Source organism: Mycoplasmoides fastidiosum (genome assembly GCF_024498275.1).
Lineage (GTDB): Bacteria > Bacillota_I > Bacilli_A > Mycoplasmatales > Mycoplasmoidaceae > Mycoplasma_N > Mycoplasma_N fastidiosum.
The window spans coordinates 838,944-862,585 of the sequence record NZ_CP101809.1; the positions used below are offsets into that span (position 1 = coordinate 838,944).

Sequence of the window (23,642 nt, forward strand, 5' to 3'; positions counted from 1 at the left end):
ACCAACTTTGAAATAACAAATTTATTACAAAATCTTGTGATGATAAAAACAAATAAAAAAATAATTTAATTCTCGAAATTAAACAATGAATTCATTTTACCAATCAAAATTAATTTAACTAGAACTTCTTATTACTGAAACGGAAAAATTGCTAATTTTTATAAAATTTTTAAAAATGATAACGATTTTACTGTCAATTAACTAGCTGCAAGTAAAGAAATCAAGAATCCTGAACCACCCAAACTTAATAACAGCATGGTAATCCCGATTGCTAAAAAAATGCCTTTTCTTAATCTAAATTTCTGACCATCAATTCGACTTACCCTTCAAATAAAACCAGAAGAAATTAATGACATCATAAAAGTTAGAGTACTAACTGTGTACAAGGAAACCCGCTGGGTTGTATTGAAGGTTTTAGCTAATAAATATGGATTTAATTTTTCTAAAATGGGCGCAATTTCTTTTAATCTGTCAATGTTAGTATCTGGATCATTTAAAAAATCTAAAATAGCAGCTAATTCTGCTGATGGAGGAATGATTTTACCTTCTTCTAGTGATTTGTGTTCTTCAAAATTAATTTGGTTTAATAGAATTTTGGCTAAATCTGAATCCAGACTAATACCTAATCGACGTAGTACAGCAATCAATTTTTCACGAATTTCTTGATAGTGTTTATGGATTTCATCACTTAAAGCTTCTTGATTACTTTGAGAGAAAAAATCTAAAAAACCTTCTAGAAAATTTTGAGTAAATAATTCAATGTTTTCTTCAAGATTATTGGTTAAAAAACTTGGATCTAATCTTGTTTTTTCAAGTGCTTGAGCAAGTAACTGATCGCGTAATCATTTATTTTCTTCCCGCATATAATAATCATATTGATCAGGGTATTTATTTTTTAGTTGTTGCTCAATTTGATCCCGAATTAATTGCAGGGCATTATTCAATTGCTCGCTATCTAAAAGACCATTAATTGGTAATTCGGTTTCATAAGTTTTAGAAAGTTCTGAACCAGTTAACCTTATTTCAGTAGTTACAATTAATTTATTTTTAGTTGGTACAGCTTGAATTGCTTGATAAGCAAAAGAAGAATCAAAATTTTGGTAACTAAAACTATCAGCTAAAAATTTTGGATCTTTTAGAAGATCACTTAAAGAACCTAAATTGACTTTAGATAGACTGTCAATATCTAAAATAGGTGGTAATTCTGGTGCTTTTTCTAATTGTTCAATAGCAGCATAATTAGGAATTTTTAAAAAAGCGTGGTGATTATTAGAAAAATTAACATACCAATTAAATGGCGCTTTATTTCCCAAATTAGCAACATAATTAATTTTAAAAACAAACTCTTTTGGTTGAGAAGCCCCAAAAGCAGTTGGATTAACGCGTTCAACACTTTTAATTTCAAATGTAAACGGCAATGCTTTTTCTAACTGTTCAACAATTTGGGTTTTATGGAAATTACTTTTATCTAATATTAAATCGTATGATTTAAGATTGACAGACTTATTTAATTCAAAAAAATTAGAAAATTTTTGCGTCATTAGCTGAAGTGTAGTCGTTAAAATCAAACTACCTCCGTCTACTAAGCTACCACGATATGGAAAATGACTAGTCCTAAAAGTACCAGAAGCATTATTGTATTTCAGAGTGTATTCAAAAGATGGATTATTTGAGTAAGAACTTGAATAATTAATTTTTTTATAAGTTAATTCCACACCTGGATAATTTTTATTATCGATAGTAATGAAATCAGCATTAGAAAAATTAAAGTTTCAAAAATTAGACGCATCCCCGATTTTGTATTGTGGATCTACTTGTTCAATTAAATCATTTAAGTGACTGATTGAATTATCTTGAAATAATTTAGTAAAAGTAAGATCTTTATTTTGATTCAATTGCTTCAAATAAGCAGCATCTTCAGTTTGTTGTCGATTTAAAGCTGTATTTAAAACTTTGGTTAAATTTTCTAAATTGGTTGCAACTGTAATAATTGAACTATTATTTTTAGTTGTTGTTAAAGCGCTAACCAAATTTAAATAACTGGTTTGATCAAATGATCTATTGTAAATAAAATGGGGCTTTAATTCATTAGGGATTCTATTGTATCAACCCATGCCAAAAGAATCGTTACTTCTAGAATAACTCTGTAAAGGATAGGACTGTATTGGATAATTAGAATCATCGTCATAACCACTAGAATAGCTATCACTAGTTAAAAAAGTTACCCAATTATTCAACAAATTATTTACTAAATCACGAATTTGCGTAGCTCCTGCGGTATTGACTAGATTATCAACTAGATAAGAATGCTCCCAATAATTTCGTCCTCTTCGAGATTCATTAGTCAATTCTACCTTATAGCTGGGAAAAGGGATGTTATCTTCACCAGATTTGTTTTGTTGCGAAGAAAAAACAGGTGCATTAAAATTTCGAGTAATTAAAGTTTTTAAATTAGCTACTAATTCAGCGTAATAATCTGTTGTTTGTTTTTCATTAGCATCAGTAATGCGTGATAAAAGATAAGTAATAGCTTTGTTGGTGCGGCCTGATTCTGTTCTGGGATAGGTTTGACTAATCTGTCCAAATTTGCGTTCAAAAGCAACATGGAGTTGTTCAAGGGCCTTTTTAATTAAAGTTTCAACTTCATCATCAGTTAAAGTTTTGGCCTCAGTTACTTGAGCTTCTTGATGACGTTGAAACTTTTGGTTGGCCAAACTGAATGAATGATTTTTTTGAGTATTGGTTTCTTGATTTTGGGCAATTAATCCAGCTCCAGTGGATAAGCCAAAAAATCAAAAAAGAGCAGAACCAAATAGCTGTTTGGCTATTTTTTTCACAATGAGTCCTCCCAATAATTACATAATCAAAAGTAGTAATTATTTAAGGTTAATTCAGGTAATTGTAATTTTCTAAAATTAAAAGATTTTGAAAATTAGGGATTTGTAAAATGATAAAAAAATTATTTAATTACATTAATTAAATATTACCCACATTTTACCAGCCTAAATTAAGATAATATCTATTTTTTGCTTGTAAGTTAGTTAATTTTTTGGGTATTTTTTTAAATTTTTATCAATTTCTACTTGTTAGAAAAGACCAAATCATGAATACCTACAACTACTAAGCAGATTGTAAACCTAATCCCTATAAATTGCTTTATAAACTATTAATTTCTTGTTATTCATTCAATCAATCATTAAATGAAAATTTCATTAATATCAATAAGAATAAAAACTCTCTTTTAAACAATTAAAATCCAGAAAAGAAATATTTTTTATCCTGCTAATAAAGAAATTAGATAACCCAAGCCTCCAGTGCTTATAAGTGATAGAACAATGCCAACACCAATAACAACTGATTTGCTAATTCGGTATTTTTGACTATCAATTTTAATCCCTTGAATAATTAAGCCGATAGAACTCAATAAAATTGCTGAACTAATGCCTGTAAAACTATAAGCAACTGTTCTTTGAGTATCATTTAAAACTTTTACAATTTCTTTAGGAGTGAAATGTTCTAAAAGACTATTTAAAGAGCGAATGACATCTAGGTTTTTATCTGAGTTTTCAATAAAATTAATAATCTCTAAAAACCGGGGGTCTAATTGAGTGCTTTGATTATTTAAAGCTTCTGTTTCAGTTAAATCAATTTGTTCAAATAAACTTTTAGCAAAGTTACTATCTAAACTAATTCCTATTTTGATTAATGCTTCTTTTAATCTTTCACGTAAATCATTATAGTACTCATTAATTTTTTCCTGATTAATTCCATTATTTTTTGAATTATTTTTTTGAATTTGACTTAATAATTCATTTTGATAATTATTTAAAAATGCTTCAATTTTTTTATCAATTGCACTTTCTTGAAAATTAGGTGCTGTTTTTGTTATGGTTAAAACTTTTTCAAAGATCTGATTTAACTTCGCATTATCAAAGATAGTGTCAAAAACATCCCCATAAGCTCATCTGAAATTATTGTTAATTTTTTCAGCAGCTATTTTAGCTAATTCATTTAATTTAGCTTCATCAATAAATAAAGTAATTGGTAATGTACTAATATATTTTTTAGTATAACCACTAGCATATTTATTTTTCAAAGTAATTGCTGTTGTTACATAAACATTAGCTGTATCAAAACTAATTTCTGTTACTACATAGTTTAAATTCGAATCAGCATTTGGATAATCAAAATATTGATTATAATTCCCAGCAGCTAAAAGTTCTTGAATTTGGTTTTCACTTCTAATTTCAACTGAATTATTTCATACTGGAACAATTAAAGGCGCTTGATTGATAATTTGGTCTTCTAAATCGGGTTTAATTGTGTAAATAAATTTTTTTGTTAATGAACCTAATGATAAATTATTATCTGGAGCACTTCCATAGGATCGTAGTGAAGCCTGAATTGTTAACTCAAATTCATTGATATCTTTTTTAGCAGTAAAATCGCTATTAACTTGTGTGATTTCAAAATCTAATTTTAATAATTGTGACAATTTTTGTAAGACTTGCATTGCCATTGGAGTTAACTGAAAATCATTTGGTTGAAATTCAGTTCTTAAACTATTTGCTGCTTCAGGAGTTAAATTTATTAAATCAGTAATCTTTTGTTTTTGAATAATTGCAAAAATTTTTTCAAGAATAAATTGGGTTGTTTGAGCTGGGTTAGAAGTATTAGAAAATTGATATTCACCTTTCAAAACAGCATTATTTAAAATTAAGATTCATTCCAATGGAGGATTATTATTAGGGGTTCCATCTGTATTTTGATACTTAAATTGCAAATCACTTATACTTGCTTGAGCAATTTCTCCATTAGTGAGAAAAAAATTAGAATCTAAATGAATATTTCCCGTTTTAGAAAAATGAGTATTCCAGTTGGCTGTAAATTCTTTGGTTTCTTCTTCACTTGGGCTATTTTGAGCAATTGTTCCCAAATTCAATGCTAATGTTCGGGCTGAAGTATCAAAAAAAAGAGTTTTATTCTGGTTTGAATTAGTTTTTGCTTTTTCTAAACTAGCTAAATCGGTTTGTAATTTTTGTTTCAGTTTTACTTCAACTTCTTTTTGAACTTGATCTAATTCAGAATGTTTCAATATGATTTGACTATTAGCTTTAGTAGTGGTTAAAGCAGCAATTAAATTCTGATAATCATCTTCAGTTAATGGAACATTATATTCTCTTGATGGTCGCAGACTTTGCGGAATAGATTGGTATCATTCCATACCAAATTTATTAGAACTTGAACTACTCTTACTATTCTTATTTGAATCAGTAGTTAAATAAGTTTTTCATTTGTTTAAAAACCGATGAGCAAATTGTGACTTTTCATCTTGTGTTAATGTATTAATCACAAAATCAGGTTGGGAATTGGGATCATCTAATTTTAGAAGACTTTTTTGCCGGTTATCTGCCAAATAAGAAAAAATGGGTAATTGATTATTTTCTTGATTATTTGCTGAATTATAAAGAAATCTACCAGACAAAATATTTGAATACAAAATTGTACTCAAATTATCACTCAGCTGTTTGTACCATTTATTATTACGATTATTTGATGTAATTTTGTCTAATAAAAAAGTAATCGATTTAGCAACATCTTCTTCATGTGATGTAGGAAACTGATCTTTTGTTTCTTCGATTTTTTTCTTAGCCAGTTCATTAATACTTTGAAGTGTTGCAGTAATTTGTGCACTAGCGTTAAAAACTCCATAATTAGGAACTAATGAAATTCTGTTATTTTGTTGTCGAACAAAAGTTAATTTATCAGATTTAGTTGATGTTGAAACTGATTGCTGGTTGTTTTCACTTAAAGTATTAAAAGCCAAAGAAACAAAATTCCCAACAAACAAAATTGTCAAGTACTTTCTCATTCATTTAATTGTTTTTTTCAATTTTGACCTTCTTAATTTTGAAAATTATTGCTTTGTTATCAACTACCCAAGGGCAACAAGTGAAATTAAAAATCCAGAACCACCTAAACTTAAAGCCAAAATAATAAGACCAATTGCTAAAAAAATACCTTTACGTAATCGGAATTTGGAACTGTCAATTCGGCTAATGCGTCAAATAAATCCAGTTGACACTGCAGCCATAATAGCAGTCAAAACAGTGACAGCATATAAGGTGCCCTTTTCAGTTCTATCTAGTGTTTTAGATAAAAGATAGGGATTTAATTTTTCTAGAATTGGCGCAAATTGTTGGATTTTATCAATATCACTATCAGGATCATTAACAAAATCAATAATTGCTTTTAATTCTGCGCTTGGTTCAGCAATTTTTTTATTTTGTAAGGATAAAGCCTGTTCTGCATCAATTTGACCTAATAAAATTTTAGCAAGTTGACTTTCAAGACTAATTCCCAATCGATTTAAAGCAGTAATTAATTTATGCCGCAATTCTGCATAATGATCTAAAATTTGATCTTCAATTTTTTGTTGTTCTGTTTTGTTAAAAAAGTTTTCTAATTCTTTTTGAAAATAAGACTTAAATAATTCAATATTTTCTTCTAGTGTATTTTTTAAAAAATCTGGATTAGACCTAATTTCAGCTAAAACTTTTTCTAATAATGATTGACGAATTGCACCATTATTCAGGTCTTTATAAATTGCATATTCATCAGGAAACTTTTGGGCAAATTCGTTTTCAATTTGTCCAATTAAAGCATCAACTAAAGATTGAAATTCTTGTTCAGATAATAAGGTAGAAATTGGTAAATCAATTGTATAAGTTCGGGATAGATTGGTACCTACAACTGTAATCTGATTAGTTAGTTTAATGTTGTTCTGTTCGCGCGAAGCAGACAAAATTTTATATTCCAATTCAGGATTGGTATTATTGAAACTAAAGTGTTGATTTAAAAAATTTTGATTATCAAAAATATGAGCTAAATCTGTATCTAGTTTTAATTCTTCGCCATTTCAAACCGGAATCAATTCTGGTGCTTGATTTAATGCTTCTAATTGATTCGTATTAGGAATTTCAAAGGTTAATTGTGAAGTTTGCAAAACTTTTTTATTATCCCAATTAAAAGATCCACTATTGTCTCCTAAAATAAGTTGATAGCTAACTGAAAAAGGAATTTGATCAAATTGTTGGATTCGACTTTGATTTAAAAAATCCCAATTATGAGTTTGATTGACATTCAAAATTTCCATTGATAATGGCAAAATTTGACGTAATTGTTGCATTAATGAAGTCTCTTTAAAACTGCTCTGATCAAAGAAAATTGGGTAATTTCTTAAATTAATATTGGGATCAATTTGGTAAAAACGGAAAAAATTATTTCGTATTGTTTGATTAACCCAATTTAAAATTGTTTCAGCTGCTTCTTTAAAATCAGTTGAATAATATAAACCAGTATTAGTATGATTTAAATTAGCGTTATTTAAATTAAGAGTGTAACTAAAAGCAGCAGAAGTTTTATCAGCAGTAGAGTAGTTAATTTTTCTATCAACTACTTTAACATTTGGAAAAGAATTAGTTAATAAATTAATTTTTTCTGCTCGAGATAAATTTAAATTTCAATAGTCTTTTCAATCAAAATCATAGGTTGAATTGACTAATTTAATCAGACTCATTAACTCAAGTGGTGAACTATCAGAAAATGCTTGCCCAATTGTAACTTTAGTTATTTTTTCACTCAAATATTTCAAGTCATTTTCAAAATCACTAATTAACTGAGTATTAAAATCACTAATTAATTCTTTTAAACCCACTAAATCAGCAACAATTTTAGAATTTTGATCTTTGGTTGTTAATGCTTTAATTAGGTTGGAATAAGCACTTTCTTCTAAAGAATGGCCAAACTTTACAACTGGTCTTAATGCTTCTGGAATATTAGTATATCAATCTAAAGCAAAAGGATTGATAGTAGATGTTAAAACTGGTGATGATACTGCATTTGTTGATGTTAAATAATTACTAAATTTTGTTAAAAAATCATCAACCGCTTTTTTAATTGTTTGATCACTAACAGTATTGATTACAAAATCATCAAATTTATTTTTACCATCGCCCAATTTCAAAGTGCTATTAGCTAAATAAGTATGAAAAACAAATTGTGACACTGATGATGAAGCAGTAATAAAAACTGAACTATTAAAATTTTGCAAAATAATGTTTTTTAAGTTATCAAACAATTGTGAATAATAAGAATTAGTGCTTGCAGCATCATTTGCACTTATCTTATATAAAAGATAAGTGATTGCTTTATCAATTTCTCTGGCTTCACTGCCAGGATAAAGATCTTTTATTTGATCATATTTATTAGTAAAAAATGTGTGAATTTGGGCAATAGTTTCACTAATTTTTTGATCAAGTTCAATCTCGGTATAACCTTTAAATTCAACTTGAGGAAGACTAAGCTCAGCTAATTGTTGTTGGGGGCGAGAATGATAAAGATGAGTTAAAGTTTGGTTGGATTGTTGATTTTGGGTAGTAAATCCAGTTATAACTGCTAATCCTGCAATCAAAAAGAATGCTGAACTCCAAAATTTTTTAAGGTGTCGTTTCACGATTTGATCCCTTCCAAGGATCGTTTCAATCCAATTACAACTTCTTTAAGATACTGTTATTATAACTTTCCATTATATAAAACTGACTGTATTTTAATACCATTTTGATGGTTATTAGGTATCACAATAATACAATAATGGCCCCATTTAGATTACTCTTATCTTAAATAAGAATGTTTAAACAGTAATCAATGAAATCAAATAACCTAATCCACTTATACTCATTAGGAGTAAAATTGTGCCAATTCCCACAATTCAATATTTACTAATTGAATATTTTTTGTGATCAATCTTAATGCCCCGAATAATTAATCCTAATGAACTCAATAAAATCAAGGAAGTAATTCCGGTAAATCCATAAGCAACCCCCTTTTGGGTTTGGTTCAGAGCGGTAACTAACTGCTGGGGACTGAATTTTTCTAACAGTCTTCCTAGTGATTTGATTGTGTCTAAATTGTTATCAGAGTCCTCAATAAAATCAATGATTTCTAAAAACCGCGGATCTAATTCTACATTAGTATTCTCAATTGCGTTTTGCTCAGTAATATCAATTTGATCTAAAAGGCTTTTAGCAAAATTACTATCTAAACTAATACCTACTTTAACTAAAGCTGCTTTTAATCGTTCCCGAATTTCGTTATAGTGATCTTTTAATCCTTCAATGCGTTTATCATTATCAATAAAATTGGCTGAGCTAATTCTGTCAATTAATTCTTTTTGATAGCGTTCAATAAATAAATCCATATTTTCTTCAATGGAACGATAAGGAAATTCGGAATCTGTTTTAATTTCAAAAATAAGTTGTTTTGTTAAATCATCTAATTCAAATGGATTAAAAACCTCTTCAAACAGTTGTCCATAAATGGATGTTAAATCATAATTAATTTGATCAGCTGCAGCTGTGGCTAAAGCTTCAAAATTAGTGTTATCAATAAATAAGCTAATTGGCAAAGCAGTAATATAACTGATCTTCATTCCTGAAGCGTATTTGTTATTTAAACTAATTTCTGTTGTGACATTTACTACGCCATTACCAATTTCAATTCCGGTTGTGGAATACTGAAAATTAGAATTAGTATTGTTATAGCTAAAATAACGATTATATTGTCCAGCAGCAATTAACTGCTGAATTTGCTCATTTGATTCCAACTTAATTGAATTGTTTCACACCGGATCAAGTTTAGGAGCTGTAGTTAAAAGTTTATTTTCTAAATCAGGATTTACTCGAAAAATAAAGTCATGAGAGACAGATCCAATAATATTACTGCCACTTGGATTAGTGCCATTAGATTGAATTGATCCAGTAATCGTAATTAATAAATCATTAATATTAGTTTTATTTGTAAATTCATTTTGTACTGCAGTAATTTTGAATTCCATTTTTAACAAATTTAATAAACCAGTTGGTAGCTGCGACATATCAAATGTCTGTTTAAAATCTGCTGGTTCAAAAGTGGTTTTATTACTTGCTTTAGCTTCATCAGTTAAATCAATTAAATTTTGAATACCAAAATTTTGAATAAGAACAAAAAGTTTTTCTAAAAGAAAACTAGCAGTTTCACTTGGTGTAGCAGTATAAGGAAAATGATATTGGCCTTGAACCGAAGCATTATTTAAACTTAAAATTCAATCTAATGAAGGATTATCATTTAAATTGCCATTAGTAAAATATTGCAATTTTAAATCACTAATTTTTGCCTTGCTTTCATCACTGGTTGAGGGAAAAGAAAATAAGGGGTTAAAACTAATATTATTTTCTTTAGATAAATGTGCGTTTCATTTATCTTTAAAGAGATCAACATCTTGACTAGAATGAGGGTTGTTAGATAGTAATCCTAAATTTAATGCTAAATTATTAGGAGCTGTATCCAAAAACAATTGAGAATTTTTATCTTGATTTTTAATGTCTTCCAAACTTTTAATATCTTTTGTTAATTCTGTTTGTAACTTTTGTTCGACTTGCTTTTGAATCTCTTCTAATTTTGCATGCTTTAATAGAATTTCACTACTTGCTTTTGTAGTTGTTAATGCGTCAATTAAATTTTGATAATCTTGGGTATCTAAGGCAACATCATAATGTCTTACGGGTTTTAATTGTTTGGGAATTTGTTCATATCAACTTTTACCAAATGTGGTATCAGTGCCAGATGTTAAATATGTTTGTCAACCAGTAAGTAATTGATCAGCTAAATTTCTCGCTTCTGATGGCATTAATGTATTAATAATGAAGTCAGGATGGGAGTTAGGATCATTTAATTTTAAAACGATTTTCTTTCGTTGTTCGTTTAAATAATTAAAAGCCGGAAAAGATTCAGCATCAGCTCGTTGATCATTTTGATAATGAAATTTATCCCCTAAAACGTTTAAATACAAAACCTTTTTTAAATTATCCGCTAATTTTTTATATCAAAGATTATTTGTATCAACTGCAGTGATATTCATTAATAAAAATGTAATTGATTTATTAGTTTCATCATCAGAAGATTTTTCAAATTTTGTACTAAGTTCTTGATACTTAGATTTAAATACATTATGGATGTTAGCTAAAATTTCAGCAATTTTAGAATCCAAATTATTGATTGCATAACTTCCAGACAGAAATACAACATCTTGATGTTGAATTCGTGTTGTCAAAAAATTTTGGTTAAAGTTAGTATGAGCTTGGTGACGATTTAAACTATTCAAGCCAATAAAAATTGTCAGTCCAGCAATTATTAGTGAACTTGCTTTTCAAATGCCCTTGATTGCCTTACGCATAATTCAGGTACATCCCTTAAATTGAATAAAAATAGCAACTGACAAAAAGCGAATGACTATAAACACACGCTAACAGCATTAGATAACTTAACTTGCAAAGCTAAATTGTTAATCTAATTATTTTTTGTGCAGTTATATAACTTCGAAAATTAAATGCTTTTGAAGTTTTGTTTTTTGTATTTTTGGTTGAAATGATCTTAATACAAAAATGAAAGCCCAGAAATGAAATAAAACAATTATTTAATCTGGTAGTTAATTTTTTTTGATTAACCCATAATTAAAAGTAGTAATTAGGGCCTAGAATAAACTAGAGGTTATTATATAACGCGGATTGCATTTCAATTCATTTTTGTATCAAAGAACAAGTTAATTTTGCGTTGATAGAATTTATTAGTATCAATTACTTCAGAACAAAAAAGCAACCAAAATTAGTTGTAGCTAATTTTGGTTGAATTGTAATAATAAAATTTAATTAATCCGTTTTACCGGGTAGAATTAGCCGCTTTTTTACGACGGCCAAAACCAAATAAAGAAACTTTTTGGTTGGTTGGTTTTTCAATGACTTCGGGCTCATCTGGCTGAACTTGATTAGCTAAGATTCGATCCAAATCTTCATAATCATTAATATAAAGGAATTCGTGTTCTTCTAAACTCAGATAGTCACCCTGAATAATTCGTTTAATTGTTTCTAAATTTCTTTCTAAAGGTACAAAAACCCCTTGTTGGTTAGTGAACTGAACTGTAGTGTGCAGGTTTTGGGTAAAGTAACTGGTTAACTGGGCTGCAATTTTCACTTTTTTACGACTTTCTAAATCTAGTTCTTCAATCCCTAAAATCGTAATAATTTCTTCTAATTCTTTTTGTTTATTTAAAATTGCTTTTACTTCAAGCAACAAGTTGTAGTGTAAATCCCCAATAATGGTTGGATTAGTAATTCAAGAAGAAGTGCGTAACGGATCAACCGCTGGAAACAATCCTTTTCCCGCAATTTCCCGAGATAAAACTAACAAAGAATCTAAGTGGTTTAAAATCGCTACAGATGCGGGATCATTTAAATCGTCCATTGGCAAAAATACGGCTTGAAAAGAAGTAATTGAGCCATTACTATTAGTGTCTAAGCGTTCTTGGGCACTAGCAATTTCGCTGTTAATCGTTGCTTGATAACCCAATTCTGAAGGTTTTTTTCCTAATGAAGAAGACAGTTCTCGTCCAGCTTGTAAATACCGGTAAATATTGTCGATGAAAATTAGCACTTCGTTTTTATTAGCATCACGAGCGTATTCAGCTGCTGTAATTCCAGCTTGCAAAATTTTCATCCGGGAAGCTGAAGTTTCATTCATTTCCGCGACATACAAACTCATTAAGTTTAAAAAATTGGTTTTTTGTAATTCATCATACAATTCCTTAGCTTCCCGAGTCCGCTCACCCACGCCAACAAAAATGTTATGTACGTTTTTATTAATCTTACGGGAAATGTTGTTAATCAATTCCTTAATTAAAATGGTTTTACCAACCCCTGCACCACCAAAAATTCCTAATTTACCACCACGTAAAACTGGAGTAAAAAAGTCAACCGCTTTAATTCCGGTTTCAATGATTTCATTTTTAACATAAAAATCTTTTTTGGGTTTATTGGTGGAATTAATTGGAATTTTACGATAAGCCGCTTCAATTTTATTAAGCGGTTGGCCCAAAATATTGAAAACTCCCCCTAAAGTTTCAGTTCCTACTGGAACCATCAGTGGTTTTTTAGTATCAACTAAACTTTGGTTAATTCGTAAAAATGAATCTGAACCTTTTAACAAAATACATTTGGCAACAGTTTCAGAAATAATTGCTTCAACAACAAGCACACATTTTTTTGTTTCACAGACTAAAACATTACCAATTTTAGGCAATTGACCCTGATTAAATTGCACATCATAAACCCCAGGTTGCGCCACAATTATTTTGCCCATAATGATCCTTTCAACACTTCCATCACTTTTGGTGAAATTTTAAAATAATCCGGATTATTAAAATTCATTTGATAGTCAGTGTGTCTTAGTTGTTCAAATTGCATGAAAATATTTTTCAAGAAGTGACCCAAAATTTCTTGGTTAATATCGCGACGGTGATCAATTTGATCGCGAATGGCACGATAAATGATTTTTCCAACGTGATCTTGGTGCATGTATTCTTGAAACATCTCAATATAAAACTGAATTGGAGCATTAGCATCTAACAAATTGCCTGAAACAATTGAACCCAAAATTAAATTGGTTACACTTGAATAACAAACAAACTCTGCTTGTTTTAAAACATTCACCAGTAATTTCCCTTGATCTAAAGTTTTTTTAATGAAGCTGTTAAATTCAAAATTAATTTGGCTAAACCGCATGTTGCGCACATACAAATTGTAGATAGCATTTAAATTATTACATAATTGACGTAACATTTGTGATTGCACTGCTCCACCTAGTCGGGATACAGAACGTTGTAAATCAATGGCTGGTAAAATGGATTGGTTTTTCAAATCTGAACTTAAAACAATTTGACCATCAGTAATCGAAATCACATTCGAAGCCAACAATGAAGTAATGTCGTTATTAATTGTTTTCACGATTGGTAAACAGCTAATACTTTTGCCATTAATAAATTTACCAGAGCGTTCTAAAAATTGTGCATGAGCAAAAAATAAGTTACTCGGATAAGCTTCTTTCCCCACTGGTGCTCCGGTTAATAGTCCAGCTTCACGAATCACATGACTATGATTGGTTAAACTATCAATCACCACTAAAACATCATACCCCGCCATCATCAAATTTTCAGCATGATTCATTGCCACATAAGGCATTAAATACTGCTGCAACGAATTATCACTAGGCGCATGTAGAATCATGGTGTTTTTTAAAGCTTTTTTATTTAATAAAACATTATAAATTCGGGATAAATCGACTGATTTATTACCAATTGAAGCATAAATAACTTTTAATTGATCATTATCTTTATTATTAATAATTGTGGATAAGCATAAACTAGTTTTACCAGTTTGAGCATCACCTAAGATAACTTGACGTTGACCTAAACCAATCGGAAATAAAACATCAATTGCAAAAACTCCCGTTTTTAGTTGCGTATCTAGATTCAAACGGTAGTTCAAATTTTTAGCTTCAGCAAAAACACCAGAAGCAGAAGGAAAAACTGTTTCATTTTTCTGTTTATTTGTTCCATACACATTATTGCCATAAATATCAATAATTGTGCCAAAGTAACTTGATTTAGTTTTCAGTTCAAAATCGCCACCTAAGGGAGTGGCATCATCACCAATCATTAAATTTTCAATTTGACCATCATACATTAAAAAAGCCCGATCGGTAGTGGCATTAATAACGATCCCGGTTTTTCCAGTTTTGAATTTAAAGATTTGGTTAATGGCATACTAGTCGTTTCCACTAATTTCAACAATATAGTCTTGAATTGATTTAACATGTGAATTCATTTTTTTAGTTTCCCGCCAGGTTTTATTTTTCTTGAATTTTTAGGTATGGTTCCATTTTAACAAAGTCAATGAATTTCTTCACTTTCAGTGCAGATTGTAAGTAGTTACGCTCTAAGATTTCACTTGGTAATAAACCAAACACTTCATTTTGCTTAATTTTACGCAACCGTTTTTTAATAACCCCAATTTCTACTTGGTTGTTGCTAAAAAATTCATCGCTGGTTTTTTCAGGTCGCACAAATTCAACAATTTTTGAACACATTTTAATTGTGGCTTTATTGTTTTCAAAAATAATTAAGGCATCTTTTAATAAAAAAATATGGTTACTGCGCTCGTTATGAAATGAAATCAATAAATCTTTATCAACAATTAAATCATTATTTTTCACCAAAATTTCTTTAAAGTTGTCATAAACCAGTAATTTGGCAAAATATTTTTTTGATCAATCAATCGGTTGCATTTGGGCATTATTCATCAGTTTTTCATCATCAGGTCAAACAACATGAAAATAATCGGGTTGTTGATGTAGTAGTGAATGCAACTGTTTGTGCAGTTTACTCAAAAAATTATTCATGATTAACCACTATTTTTGACTTTGCTGGGTTAAGATGATGTCGCTGTTAATTTCATCATATTTACCCTTAGAAATTTCGTAGTTTCAGTTGAAGATTTTTTTGTCAATTTCATTCAAATTACTTCGAATTTTTACTAAGCGTTTTTTCAACACATAAAAATCAGATTCATAAATCATCCCATAAATCACATTTTCAACATACATTGATGCTAAGTTATTCTGAAATTCGTTTAAATTGGGATAAATATTGTATTTTTCAATGTTTAATTGTTCTTCATCTTCAGTACTAACTTCGTATTTAATATCAAATTTGTTAATTGGTAAAATTGTCACTTCACCATTATTAATTTTGTTACTTACAAACACGAATTTTACTTGAGCCACTCTACCAGTTAAATAGTATTCAAACAGCAAAGTTTTCAGTTCATCCAAATTATCAATTGTGTTTTTAGGAAGACTAAGAATTGGTTTTAATTCATTCTTAGTGGCAAACTCATTAGCTGCACTTCCAATTGTGATTAATAAATCTTTTGGCCCAATTTTTTTTAATAAGTCATTTTCATAAGAAGACGAGTTAATTCCAGATAACTTAATTTTTTCTGCAATATAAACATATAAGGAATTACCCTGTTGGGATTGTTCAGAACGAGGATTATAGTAAAAAAAAGATTTAAGTTTATATTTTTTTTCAATGTCTAAAAAGATATTTTTTACATAGGCCATTTCGTTTAGTTTGTTAGTTAGTAACCGACTACGTACTTGTAACATTGAAAGGGTTTCATAAAAATAGATGTTAAGGTATTTTTTTAAATTCTCTAAATTCTGAACCTTAAGTTCGGCATGTTGATAGCTTTTCATTAGCTATTAACCTCATTAGAAAACAATAAATAATAACCATTATTCTGGGAAAAAGCAATGATAATGTGTTTGTTTAAAAACAAATACATTTCTTGCTCTTTCAATTCATAATGAAGTACTTTCATTAAGCTTTTAAAAGTTTTGATGACATCAGGATCATCTAGGTTTAAAGGATCATAAATTTTTAAGTTAGTACTTAATTCTGCTTTGTTAACTGATAAAGTTGGATAATTTAAATAACCAGTTTGATTAGACCACCAAGTAATGAAAAATTCGGGAAAAATAATTTGTTTCCGGGTACGAATAGCATCAGTAATTCCTGCCATTAAACGTTCAAATGCTTGATTTTTATTATCAAAAAAATTTTCTAAATAAATAATTTCTTTGAAGTTATCAATCTTATTAACATAACTTTGTTTGTTATTAACTACAGTTTCAAACTGAGCACTAATTTTTTCAATGTAAGATAAATTAACATTCTTTTTCCCCGTTTTCATTCGGGTTACAAAATCTTTCAGTTGAACTGCAAATAAATTTTGCACTTCGTGTTTGATTTTTTGTCAACTATTTAACCGGCTTCAAAGTGATTTCATTCAATTAAGCATTTGTTGGATATTCATAAATGATTTATTTCCTTAACAGTTTTTTTAAAAATATTATTTGGAATTGACTGGATGCTTATTAAAGTTTTGGAATTTCAATCATCCGGTTAGGTTATATTTATCAAAAGTTTGGGGAGAAAAGATTTTTAAACGGTTTCGTTTATTTTTTGCTAATCGTTTCAATGAAATAATAAAGACGATTAGCAAAATGTTAATGTTAATTAACGATAATAACGCAATCAAAACATACAAAATTAAAAACGGGTCATAACCTTTTAAATCAATATCAGGTAAGTTTGTGTTAATTAAATAAATCACAATAAACATTAATCCTGTTAGTTGTAACAAAATGTTAGAAATCATTAAAACTGGTTGTTTTAAAGTGTAACTATTAAAGAAAATGGTAGAAATAATTACAATCAATGCGACTGCAAGAATAATTAAATTCACCCGAGAAAAAAAGTTAACCGTGTCACCAGTAATGTATAAAACAACTAAAAACCAAGATAACAAGAATCAGAAAAACCCCACAATTAAGAAATAATAAATCGAAGAGTTAAAGTGAATCTGATTTCAAATTAATAAAAAGAAGAAAATTGCTAATGTAATCAGAGTGATTACTAAATAAATGTAGTTTAAACTTGAAAACTGAAAATTACGAATTGCACTGGAATTATTAACAATAAAGAACAAGAAATTAGCTAATAAAAATGCCGTAGTCAATCGCGCACTAAATAATTTTAAAACAACATTGCGTTTAGCATATCGTTGGACATTTAAATGTAATGCAATTAAAAATAACCATGGCACAACTGATACAAACAAAATAATAAAACTACGAATACCTTGTCTTAAAGTCAGCTCGCGAAAACGAAAGAATGGAATTAATTGATCTTTGAAAAAATTAATAGCCCGTTCGTAATGTCCACCTAAATAGCCAATAAACAATAATGTATAAACAAAGAAAATAAATAAAGTTACAAACTTAATTTTATAGTTGACAACATTAATGGAATCAACTTTACGATCAAAAACTAGGAAAAAAATTACATAAACTAATTCTAATAAAATCGCATACAAGAAGAAGTAAATGATGTATTTAAAGAATACTAAATCAATTGGTTTAGCATTAGTAAAATCAACTTGGGGTTGGATGTAAAACCACAAGCCATAGCTAATGACTCCGCTGCCATAATAAATGAACATTCAGAGTAGATAGAGTTTAAAACTTTTGTGATCTTGATAAAAACGTGTAAAAGCTAAAGTTAAAAAATAGCTTGCAAATGAAGTGTGAATGATCTGAAACAAGAAATTGGCCAAATAAGGCACATAATTTTCTTTTAATGCAATGGCTCCAGAAATGTTAGAAGCTAAAAAATTAAGGGTTAAATACGACAAAACAAATAATGTAGCATAAATTAAAAAAACATTAAATTTTTGGTATTTTTTAATTCCGCCGTAATGAAATTGTGATAAATCATTCGACTGAATAAAGATTCTTTCTCGTTTCATAAAAACAGAGCTAATTTATTAGCGATCCCTCGTTTCATTTAGCTTTAATAATAATCAAGATTTTTTAAATGGATTATTATTTTTTTACTATTTTAGTAAACTCCGATTACAAAAATAATTTCAATTGTTCATAACAATAAAAACAAAAATCACTTCTCCCTAAATAACTAGTGAGAATAATGATTTTTGTTTAAATAATCATGTGAAAAATTAGTATAAAGAAATACCTTCAAGAACTTTTTTAGTAATTTTAGCTGGCACAAAATAAGTTCCGTTGCGAATTACATTCACCAAATTGTGAGGAGTTAATTCGCGAATTTCATGCATATCTAAATAAGCTTGTGGTAAATTGAATTCACTTGCAAAATGCATTAATTCTAGCACAAACCCATCAACTGATTCCCGATCAAATAGTTTATTAGCCAAAACCACCGTGCGCTCTTTAAATTTATCAGAATGTTTCACACCTTCACGGAAGAAAATTGGTGCTAAAACTGCTAAACCTTCAGATCGTTTAGTGCGGAATTCGGCATATAAAGCAGTTTCCAAGAAGTATCAGTTTCACTGGTGTGCTTCTGGTAAATAAGTTGTTCCATCCACAGTACGAACAATAATCAATGCCAAACGATCACATTCTTTTTCAGTCAAGCCTTTTTTCTTAGCTTGTAAACGTCTTAAAGTTTCGCGAATGTATTTTGCATCAGTCACTAAAAGATCAATTGTTCGATCACTTAACTTAGCATCATATAAATTCAAGATGATTCGGAAATAAGTTTCGATTAAAGCTTCTTTTAGTTTTTCTGGGTTCATTTCTAACAAAATTTCAGGATAGAAAAAAGAACAGTCAGAGTTGTCAGCTGGAGTAATTAAAGCTAATAAATCATTGTTAGAAGCTTTTTTTCCACCGCCCAATTTTTTAATTGGTTCATTGAATAAAACACTTGAAGAATTCACGCCATCTTCCATACATACTAAAGTTGGAATAGAGAATACAAAATAGTTAGAACGGGTGTAAGTTTCACTAGATGCTCGGTTTAAACGTTTCAAGTTTGGATTAGACATCTTAATGGTTACAATTTTGGAGAAGTCAATCAGTGATCATGAACCAAAAGCAATCACAGAATCAACATCATGTTCGTGACCAAAAGCCGCAACATCCCACACTAATTTTTTAGTAATTTCAGGTTGAATGTTAGTGTATTCAACAAAGAAAATTCCGTGTTGTCGTAAAGCTCTAACTAATAACTGATAAGAATGGGTTGTTTGTTGGAAATCAGTGTCAGTTAAAATTAAAATTTTCTTAGCACCTTTTTTTAATAACTCTTCAGGTAGATATTTTTCAAAAACTTTACTACTTACAACATAGTCAGCTAAATATGGTGCTGATTTTTCAACTTCAACAACATAATCATCATCACGTGGTGGTTCTTGAGTTTGTTCAATTTCAATTTTAGCCAAATATTCTTGATACAATTCGTCTTCTGATTTGTAAACGAAATCAGATTTTAGACGAACTAAATTAGTTAAATTACTAATTGATGAAATTTGGGGTTGAACAATTAATCGTCGTAATTGTTCTTTGGAAACAATGCGATGAACTTTAGCTTGCTCTCTGCTAAATTTTAGTAAATCAAAAATTTGGTTTTGTTTGGTTAAAAAGATATTTGGTTCAAGTGCATTATCTTGACTAACATCTTGATATTGCACCATTTCTTGTTCTTTAACTTCAACAGTAGTAACAACAGGAACGCTTTTTTTCTTCTGCTGCACTTTAATTTGATGATTTTTTAACTCTTGATTTTTTTTCTTAGTTGTAGTTGTTTTAACTTTAGCCATTATGTATAAAGGATCCTAATTAAAAATTAGATGGTAAATTAAAAAAGCAGAAGATTTCCTTCAGAAAGCAACTACGAAATTTTCAAATTACCACAAGTGAATATTTAATAATTATATATTATAAATTTCAAGATTTTAGCAATATATGCCCGTAAAATCCGTAATTTTTTCATCAAAATTAAGGGTTGATGAACCCTGTTTTAATCATTCAATTAATTCTAAATTAAACACTAATTTTAAACGTTTTGCAATCTAAATTAAAATCCGTAATTGTGTCGAAACTGGTTTAGAAAATCAGAGTTAGCTGCTTCGTACCCATTATACCCATAACTTGGTCCGTACGGATCATTAGCTTGCAAATTTAGAATAGCTTGAACCACAAGATCTTGGGTTAATTGGGGAACTTGAGCACTAAAAATTCCTAAGTCATAAGGAAGCGGATCAGTTACCATAAAAATTTCAGTTTGTTTCGTGGTATCAGCTGGGGTATAAGCAAAAATTTGACTGTTATTTGTATTAGATTTAGTTCAAGCATATGAACCTGCATCATCAAAAACAATGTGATATTTTGCTAGATTAGTTGCGCCAATATTTTCTCCCTTTTGTCCCGAAAGAAACAAGAAATCTGGATCAGTTTTAGCCAATTCTGCTAAACTAGTGAACTGATTTGGTCCAAAATGTTTTTTTAGTAATTCTGCTTGTAATCAATATCTACCAGCCGAATCTAAATTCCCACTCATAATGCCAAATTTTTTAAATGCATTCCAATCTTTATTATTTCATGCGGTTCTGATTTGGGTCCGTTCGGTTTCATTACCATAAATCATAATCATTCCGCGGTAATAGGGAATTGTTTGAGCTGGTTCAACATAATTTTTCTGATAGCGAAAACCATTTCAACCTTTAGGATTAGTTGAATCAGATCAAGTTTTGTAACTAGGATTTTGAAAGTTTTCGTTTAATCTGGTTGCAATTGTGGCTAATGGATTATTTTCAGTTGCATAAAAAGCAATTGTCTGATCACCAATAAAAGCATCTGTTTTAGTCTGGAGTGCAATCTGAAAATTCTGTACACGAGATTGAAAAACTGCAAAAGCAGAGACAAACCCAAATTGAATTTTATTAGTATTCAAATCTTGAATTTTAGTTGCTTCGTCCTCAATCGAAACAATGTGTAAATCTTTTAGTTCCACTTGTTTAAACTGGGAATGATTAGTTTTAAGTTCAATGATTTGAGATAATAAAGCAGTTTTAAACTGATTTAAAGTTGAAGCATCTGTAAAGTTTTGTGAAAGTCCAATTGTAATCAAACTAAGATCAGCATTTGTTGCACATGCGTTTAATAAGAAACCACTTGTTAGGGTCAAGAGGTTTATTATTCCCCATTTTTTAGTTCATCCCATGATGACTCCCAAAATAAAAACCATTCAGTTAAACCAATAACTGAAGGGCAGGTATTTTTGTTCTTTATATTAAATTAGTAACAAATTTTGCATTTCAAAATTAGTTTCGAGTTACTCGAAGTAGTGTTTTTAATTTTAAATTAGAAGTCCTGCTTGTTGAGTCTTTGTTCTAATAAAAAAGTGAAAAAATTAAAATTGGATTTTTAATCCCGGTCCCATGGTAGTTGATAAAGAGATATTTTGGATGTAAGTTCCTTTAACCACACTTGGTTTGCGAGCAATTAATAATTGCATTACTGCATCAAAGTTTTCACTTAATTGTTCAACAGTGAAATCAGCTTTTCCAATTTGCATGTGAATGTTTCCAAAAGAATCGGTGCGGTATTCACTTTTCCCTTTTTTAAATTCGATAACAGTTTTAACAACATCGTTGGTTACTGTTCCCAATTTGGGATTTGGCATTAAACCTTTTGGACCTAAAATTTTCCCAATTTTAGCTAATTGAGGCATCATTTTAGCAGTAGTAATGATTAAATCAAATTCCATTCAGCCTTGTTTAATTTCATCAATTTTTTCCACACTACCATAATGATCAGCTCCACATTTTTCAGCATCTTCTTTAGTAAAAGCATCATCAATAACTAAAACTCGTACTTCTTTAGCTACAGTGTGTGGCAAAGTGAAAGTACCACGTAATTGCTGTTCGGGTTTAGTGGTATTTAAATTTAGTTTAACAGCAATGTCAACAGAAGGAACAAATTTAACGTTAGCATTTTGTTTTAATAATTCTAAAGCTTCAGTTACAGTGTAATTCTTTTTGGTATCAACACTAGCTAGAATTTTTTTAAAGCGTTTTGAATGTTTTGGCATTGAATTAATTTGTCTCCTTTCTAAAAGCCTTTAGCTTTTTTTGGTTTGATTGGATCAAACCCTTCGATTTCTAAACCCATTTGTTTTGCAGTTCCTGCAACCATGCGTAACATCGCTTCTTCATCACGAGCATTAGCATCAACTAATTTATATTTGGCAATTTCTAACGCTTTTTCTTTAGAAATTTTACCAACTTTTTCTTTATTAGGGACTTTTGCACCCTTTTCAATTCCTGCAGCTTTTTTTAACAAAATTGTTGTTGGAGTGGTTTTCACTTCAAAAATAAATGATTTGTCAGTGTATGCAGTAATAATAGTTGGAACAACATCACCGTTTCGATCTTTAGTACGATCGTTAAATTGTTTGGTGAATTCACCCATGTTAATCCCAACAGAAGCTAAAGCAGGACCTGGTTTAGCTTGTCCGCCAATTAATTCTAATTTGGCAATGCGATTGATTTTCTTTGCGGCCATATAAGCAACATTCCTTGTAAATATTTGTTCTTAATGTGGTGTTAGCGAGCAATCATAAAACTCTACCACGAACCAGTCAACCTTAGATTAATGATTTAGGTTTTGAAAAATCAGAGTTTTGTTTGTGAGAAAAAAGATTATAGTTTGATTTATGCTTTAGGAGTTGGAGGAATAATTTCAACTTTAGTTTTGCGTTTTAGATAGGGACGGTATTTTACAATCCCATCTTTTAAAGCAAACAATGTATCATCAGAACCTTGACCAACCCCTTTACCAGGGAAAATCCGGTTGCCACGCTGGCGGTAAATGATTTGTCCGATTTTAGCGCTTTGACCATCTGCTAATTTAGCACCTAAAAACTTAGGATTGGAGTCACGACCATTTTTGGTAGAACCCACCCCTTTTTTAGAAGCAAAAAATTGCAAATCATAAATTAATTTAGTCATTTGCGTTCCTTTCATGCTTTTCTAATTGAATATATTGTGGATAATTTTGGGCTATCATGGTTAATTGCTTAACTAATAGGGCTTTTTGACTTAACAAATCACTATCAGCTAAAGCATCAGAATTAAAACGAATTGTCACTAAAGCCGGATTAACCGTTTGAACAATTTCGATGCGTTGATCATTAATCCAAAAACCACAAGCACCTAAAATAATGGCACTAACCCCCGCACAGACAATGTCCTGATTGACTACGGCAAAATTAGCATGATCTTGAACGCTAATTTCGGCTGGGTTAATGCGAATACGAATCATAA

The 23,642-nt window shown here is 29.6% G+C and carries 16 protein-coding genes; all 16 read right to left on the reverse strand.

Going from position 1 to position 23,642, the window contains the following annotated elements; translation table 4 throughout:
- Positions 1–197 precede the first annotated feature (197 nt).
- The 16 genes from NPA10_RS02920 to NPA10_RS02995 all read right to left on the reverse strand — a co-directional run bounded on the left by NPA10_RS02920 (position 198) and on the right by NPA10_RS02995 (position 23,640).
- Positions 198–2,837, reverse strand: a complete 2,640-nt coding sequence (locus NPA10_RS02920) for a hypothetical protein (RefSeq protein WP_256547216.1) — start codon at positions 2,835–2,837, stop codon at positions 198–200.
- A 437-nt stretch (positions 2,838–3,274) separates the two neighbouring features.
- Positions 3,275–5,893: a hypothetical protein gene (locus NPA10_RS02925; RefSeq protein ID WP_256547217.1), complete on the reverse strand. Its 2,619-nt coding sequence runs from the start codon at positions 5,891–5,893 to the stop codon at positions 3,275–3,277.
- Positions 5,894–5,935: 42 nt separating this feature from the next.
- On the reverse strand, positions 5,936–8,515 hold the full coding sequence (locus NPA10_RS02930; protein WP_256547218.1) for a hypothetical protein: 2,580 nt from the start codon (positions 8,513–8,515) through the stop codon (positions 5,936–5,938).
- A gap of 177 nt (positions 8,516–8,692) precedes the next feature.
- Positions 8,693–11,272, reverse strand: coding sequence for a hypothetical protein (locus tag NPA10_RS02935; protein WP_256547219.1), 2,580 nt, complete (start codon positions 11,270–11,272; stop codon positions 8,693–8,695).
- 482 nt (positions 11,273–11,754) lie between these two features.
- Positions 11,755–13,230, reverse strand: coding sequence for an MSC_0618 family F1-like ATPase beta subunit (locus tag NPA10_RS02940; RefSeq protein ID WP_256547220.1), 1,476 nt, complete (start codon positions 13,228–13,230; stop codon positions 11,755–11,757).
- Positions 13,218–14,687 carry an ATP F0F1 synthase subunit alpha gene (locus tag NPA10_RS02945; RefSeq protein WP_318034588.1) on the reverse strand — a complete coding sequence of 490 codons (1,470 nt, stop codon included), beginning with the start codon at positions 14,685–14,687 and terminating at the stop codon, positions 13,218–13,220. The genes NPA10_RS02940 and NPA10_RS02945 overlap by 13 nt, the downstream gene beginning before the upstream one ends.
- 88 nt (positions 14,688–14,775) lie before the next feature.
- Positions 14,776–15,327, reverse strand: coding sequence for a hypothetical protein (locus NPA10_RS02950; RefSeq protein ID WP_256547221.1), 552 nt, complete (start codon positions 15,325–15,327; stop codon positions 14,776–14,778).
- Positions 15,328–15,336: 9 nt separating this feature from the next.
- Positions 15,337–16,185 carry an MSC_0622 family F1-like ATPase gamma subunit gene (locus tag NPA10_RS02955; RefSeq protein WP_256547222.1) on the reverse strand — a complete coding sequence of 283 codons (849 nt, stop codon included), beginning with the start codon at positions 16,183–16,185 and terminating at the stop codon, positions 15,337–15,339.
- Positions 16,185–16,778, reverse strand: coding sequence for an MSC_0623 family F1-like ATPase-associated protein (locus NPA10_RS02960; RefSeq protein WP_256547223.1), 594 nt, complete (start codon positions 16,776–16,778; stop codon positions 16,185–16,187). The genes NPA10_RS02955 and NPA10_RS02960 overlap by 1 nt, the downstream gene beginning before the upstream one ends.
- A gap of 63 nt (positions 16,779–16,841) precedes the next feature.
- Positions 16,842–18,299, reverse strand: a complete 1,458-nt coding sequence (locus NPA10_RS02965) for a hypothetical protein (protein ID WP_256547224.1) — start codon at positions 18,297–18,299, stop codon at positions 16,842–16,844.
- Positions 18,300–18,509: 210 nt separating this feature from the next.
- Positions 18,510–20,135: an iron-containing alcohol dehydrogenase gene (locus NPA10_RS02970; RefSeq protein WP_256547225.1), complete on the reverse strand. Its 1,626-nt coding sequence runs from the start codon at positions 20,133–20,135 to the stop codon at positions 18,510–18,512.
- A gap of 257 nt (positions 20,136–20,392) precedes the next feature.
- Positions 20,393–21,538: an ABC transporter thiamine pyrophosphate-binding lipoprotein p37/Cypl gene (gene cypl / locus NPA10_RS02975; protein WP_256547226.1), complete on the reverse strand. Its 1,146-nt coding sequence runs from the start codon at positions 21,536–21,538 to the stop codon at positions 20,393–20,395.
- A 189-nt stretch (positions 21,539–21,727) separates the two neighbouring features.
- Entirely contained in the window at positions 21,728–22,408 is a 681-nt protein-coding gene (rplA, locus tag NPA10_RS02980) for a 50S ribosomal protein L1 (protein WP_256547227.1), read from the reverse strand.
- 20 nt (positions 22,409–22,428) lie between these two features.
- Positions 22,429–22,881 (reverse strand): 50S ribosomal protein L11, encoded by a 453-nt coding sequence (gene rplK, locus NPA10_RS02985; RefSeq protein WP_256547228.1) that lies wholly within the window; start codon positions 22,879–22,881, stop codon positions 22,429–22,431.
- Positions 22,882–23,030: 149 nt separating this feature from the next.
- Positions 23,031–23,327, reverse strand: coding sequence for a 50S ribosomal protein L27 (gene rpmA / locus NPA10_RS02990; protein WP_256547229.1), 297 nt, complete (start codon positions 23,325–23,327; stop codon positions 23,031–23,033).
- Positions 23,320–23,640, reverse strand: coding sequence for a ribosomal-processing cysteine protease Prp (locus NPA10_RS02995; RefSeq protein WP_256547230.1), 321 nt, complete (start codon positions 23,638–23,640; stop codon positions 23,320–23,322). The genes rpmA and NPA10_RS02995 overlap by 8 nt, the downstream gene beginning before the upstream one ends.
- Positions 23,641–23,642 lie beyond the last annotated feature (2 nt).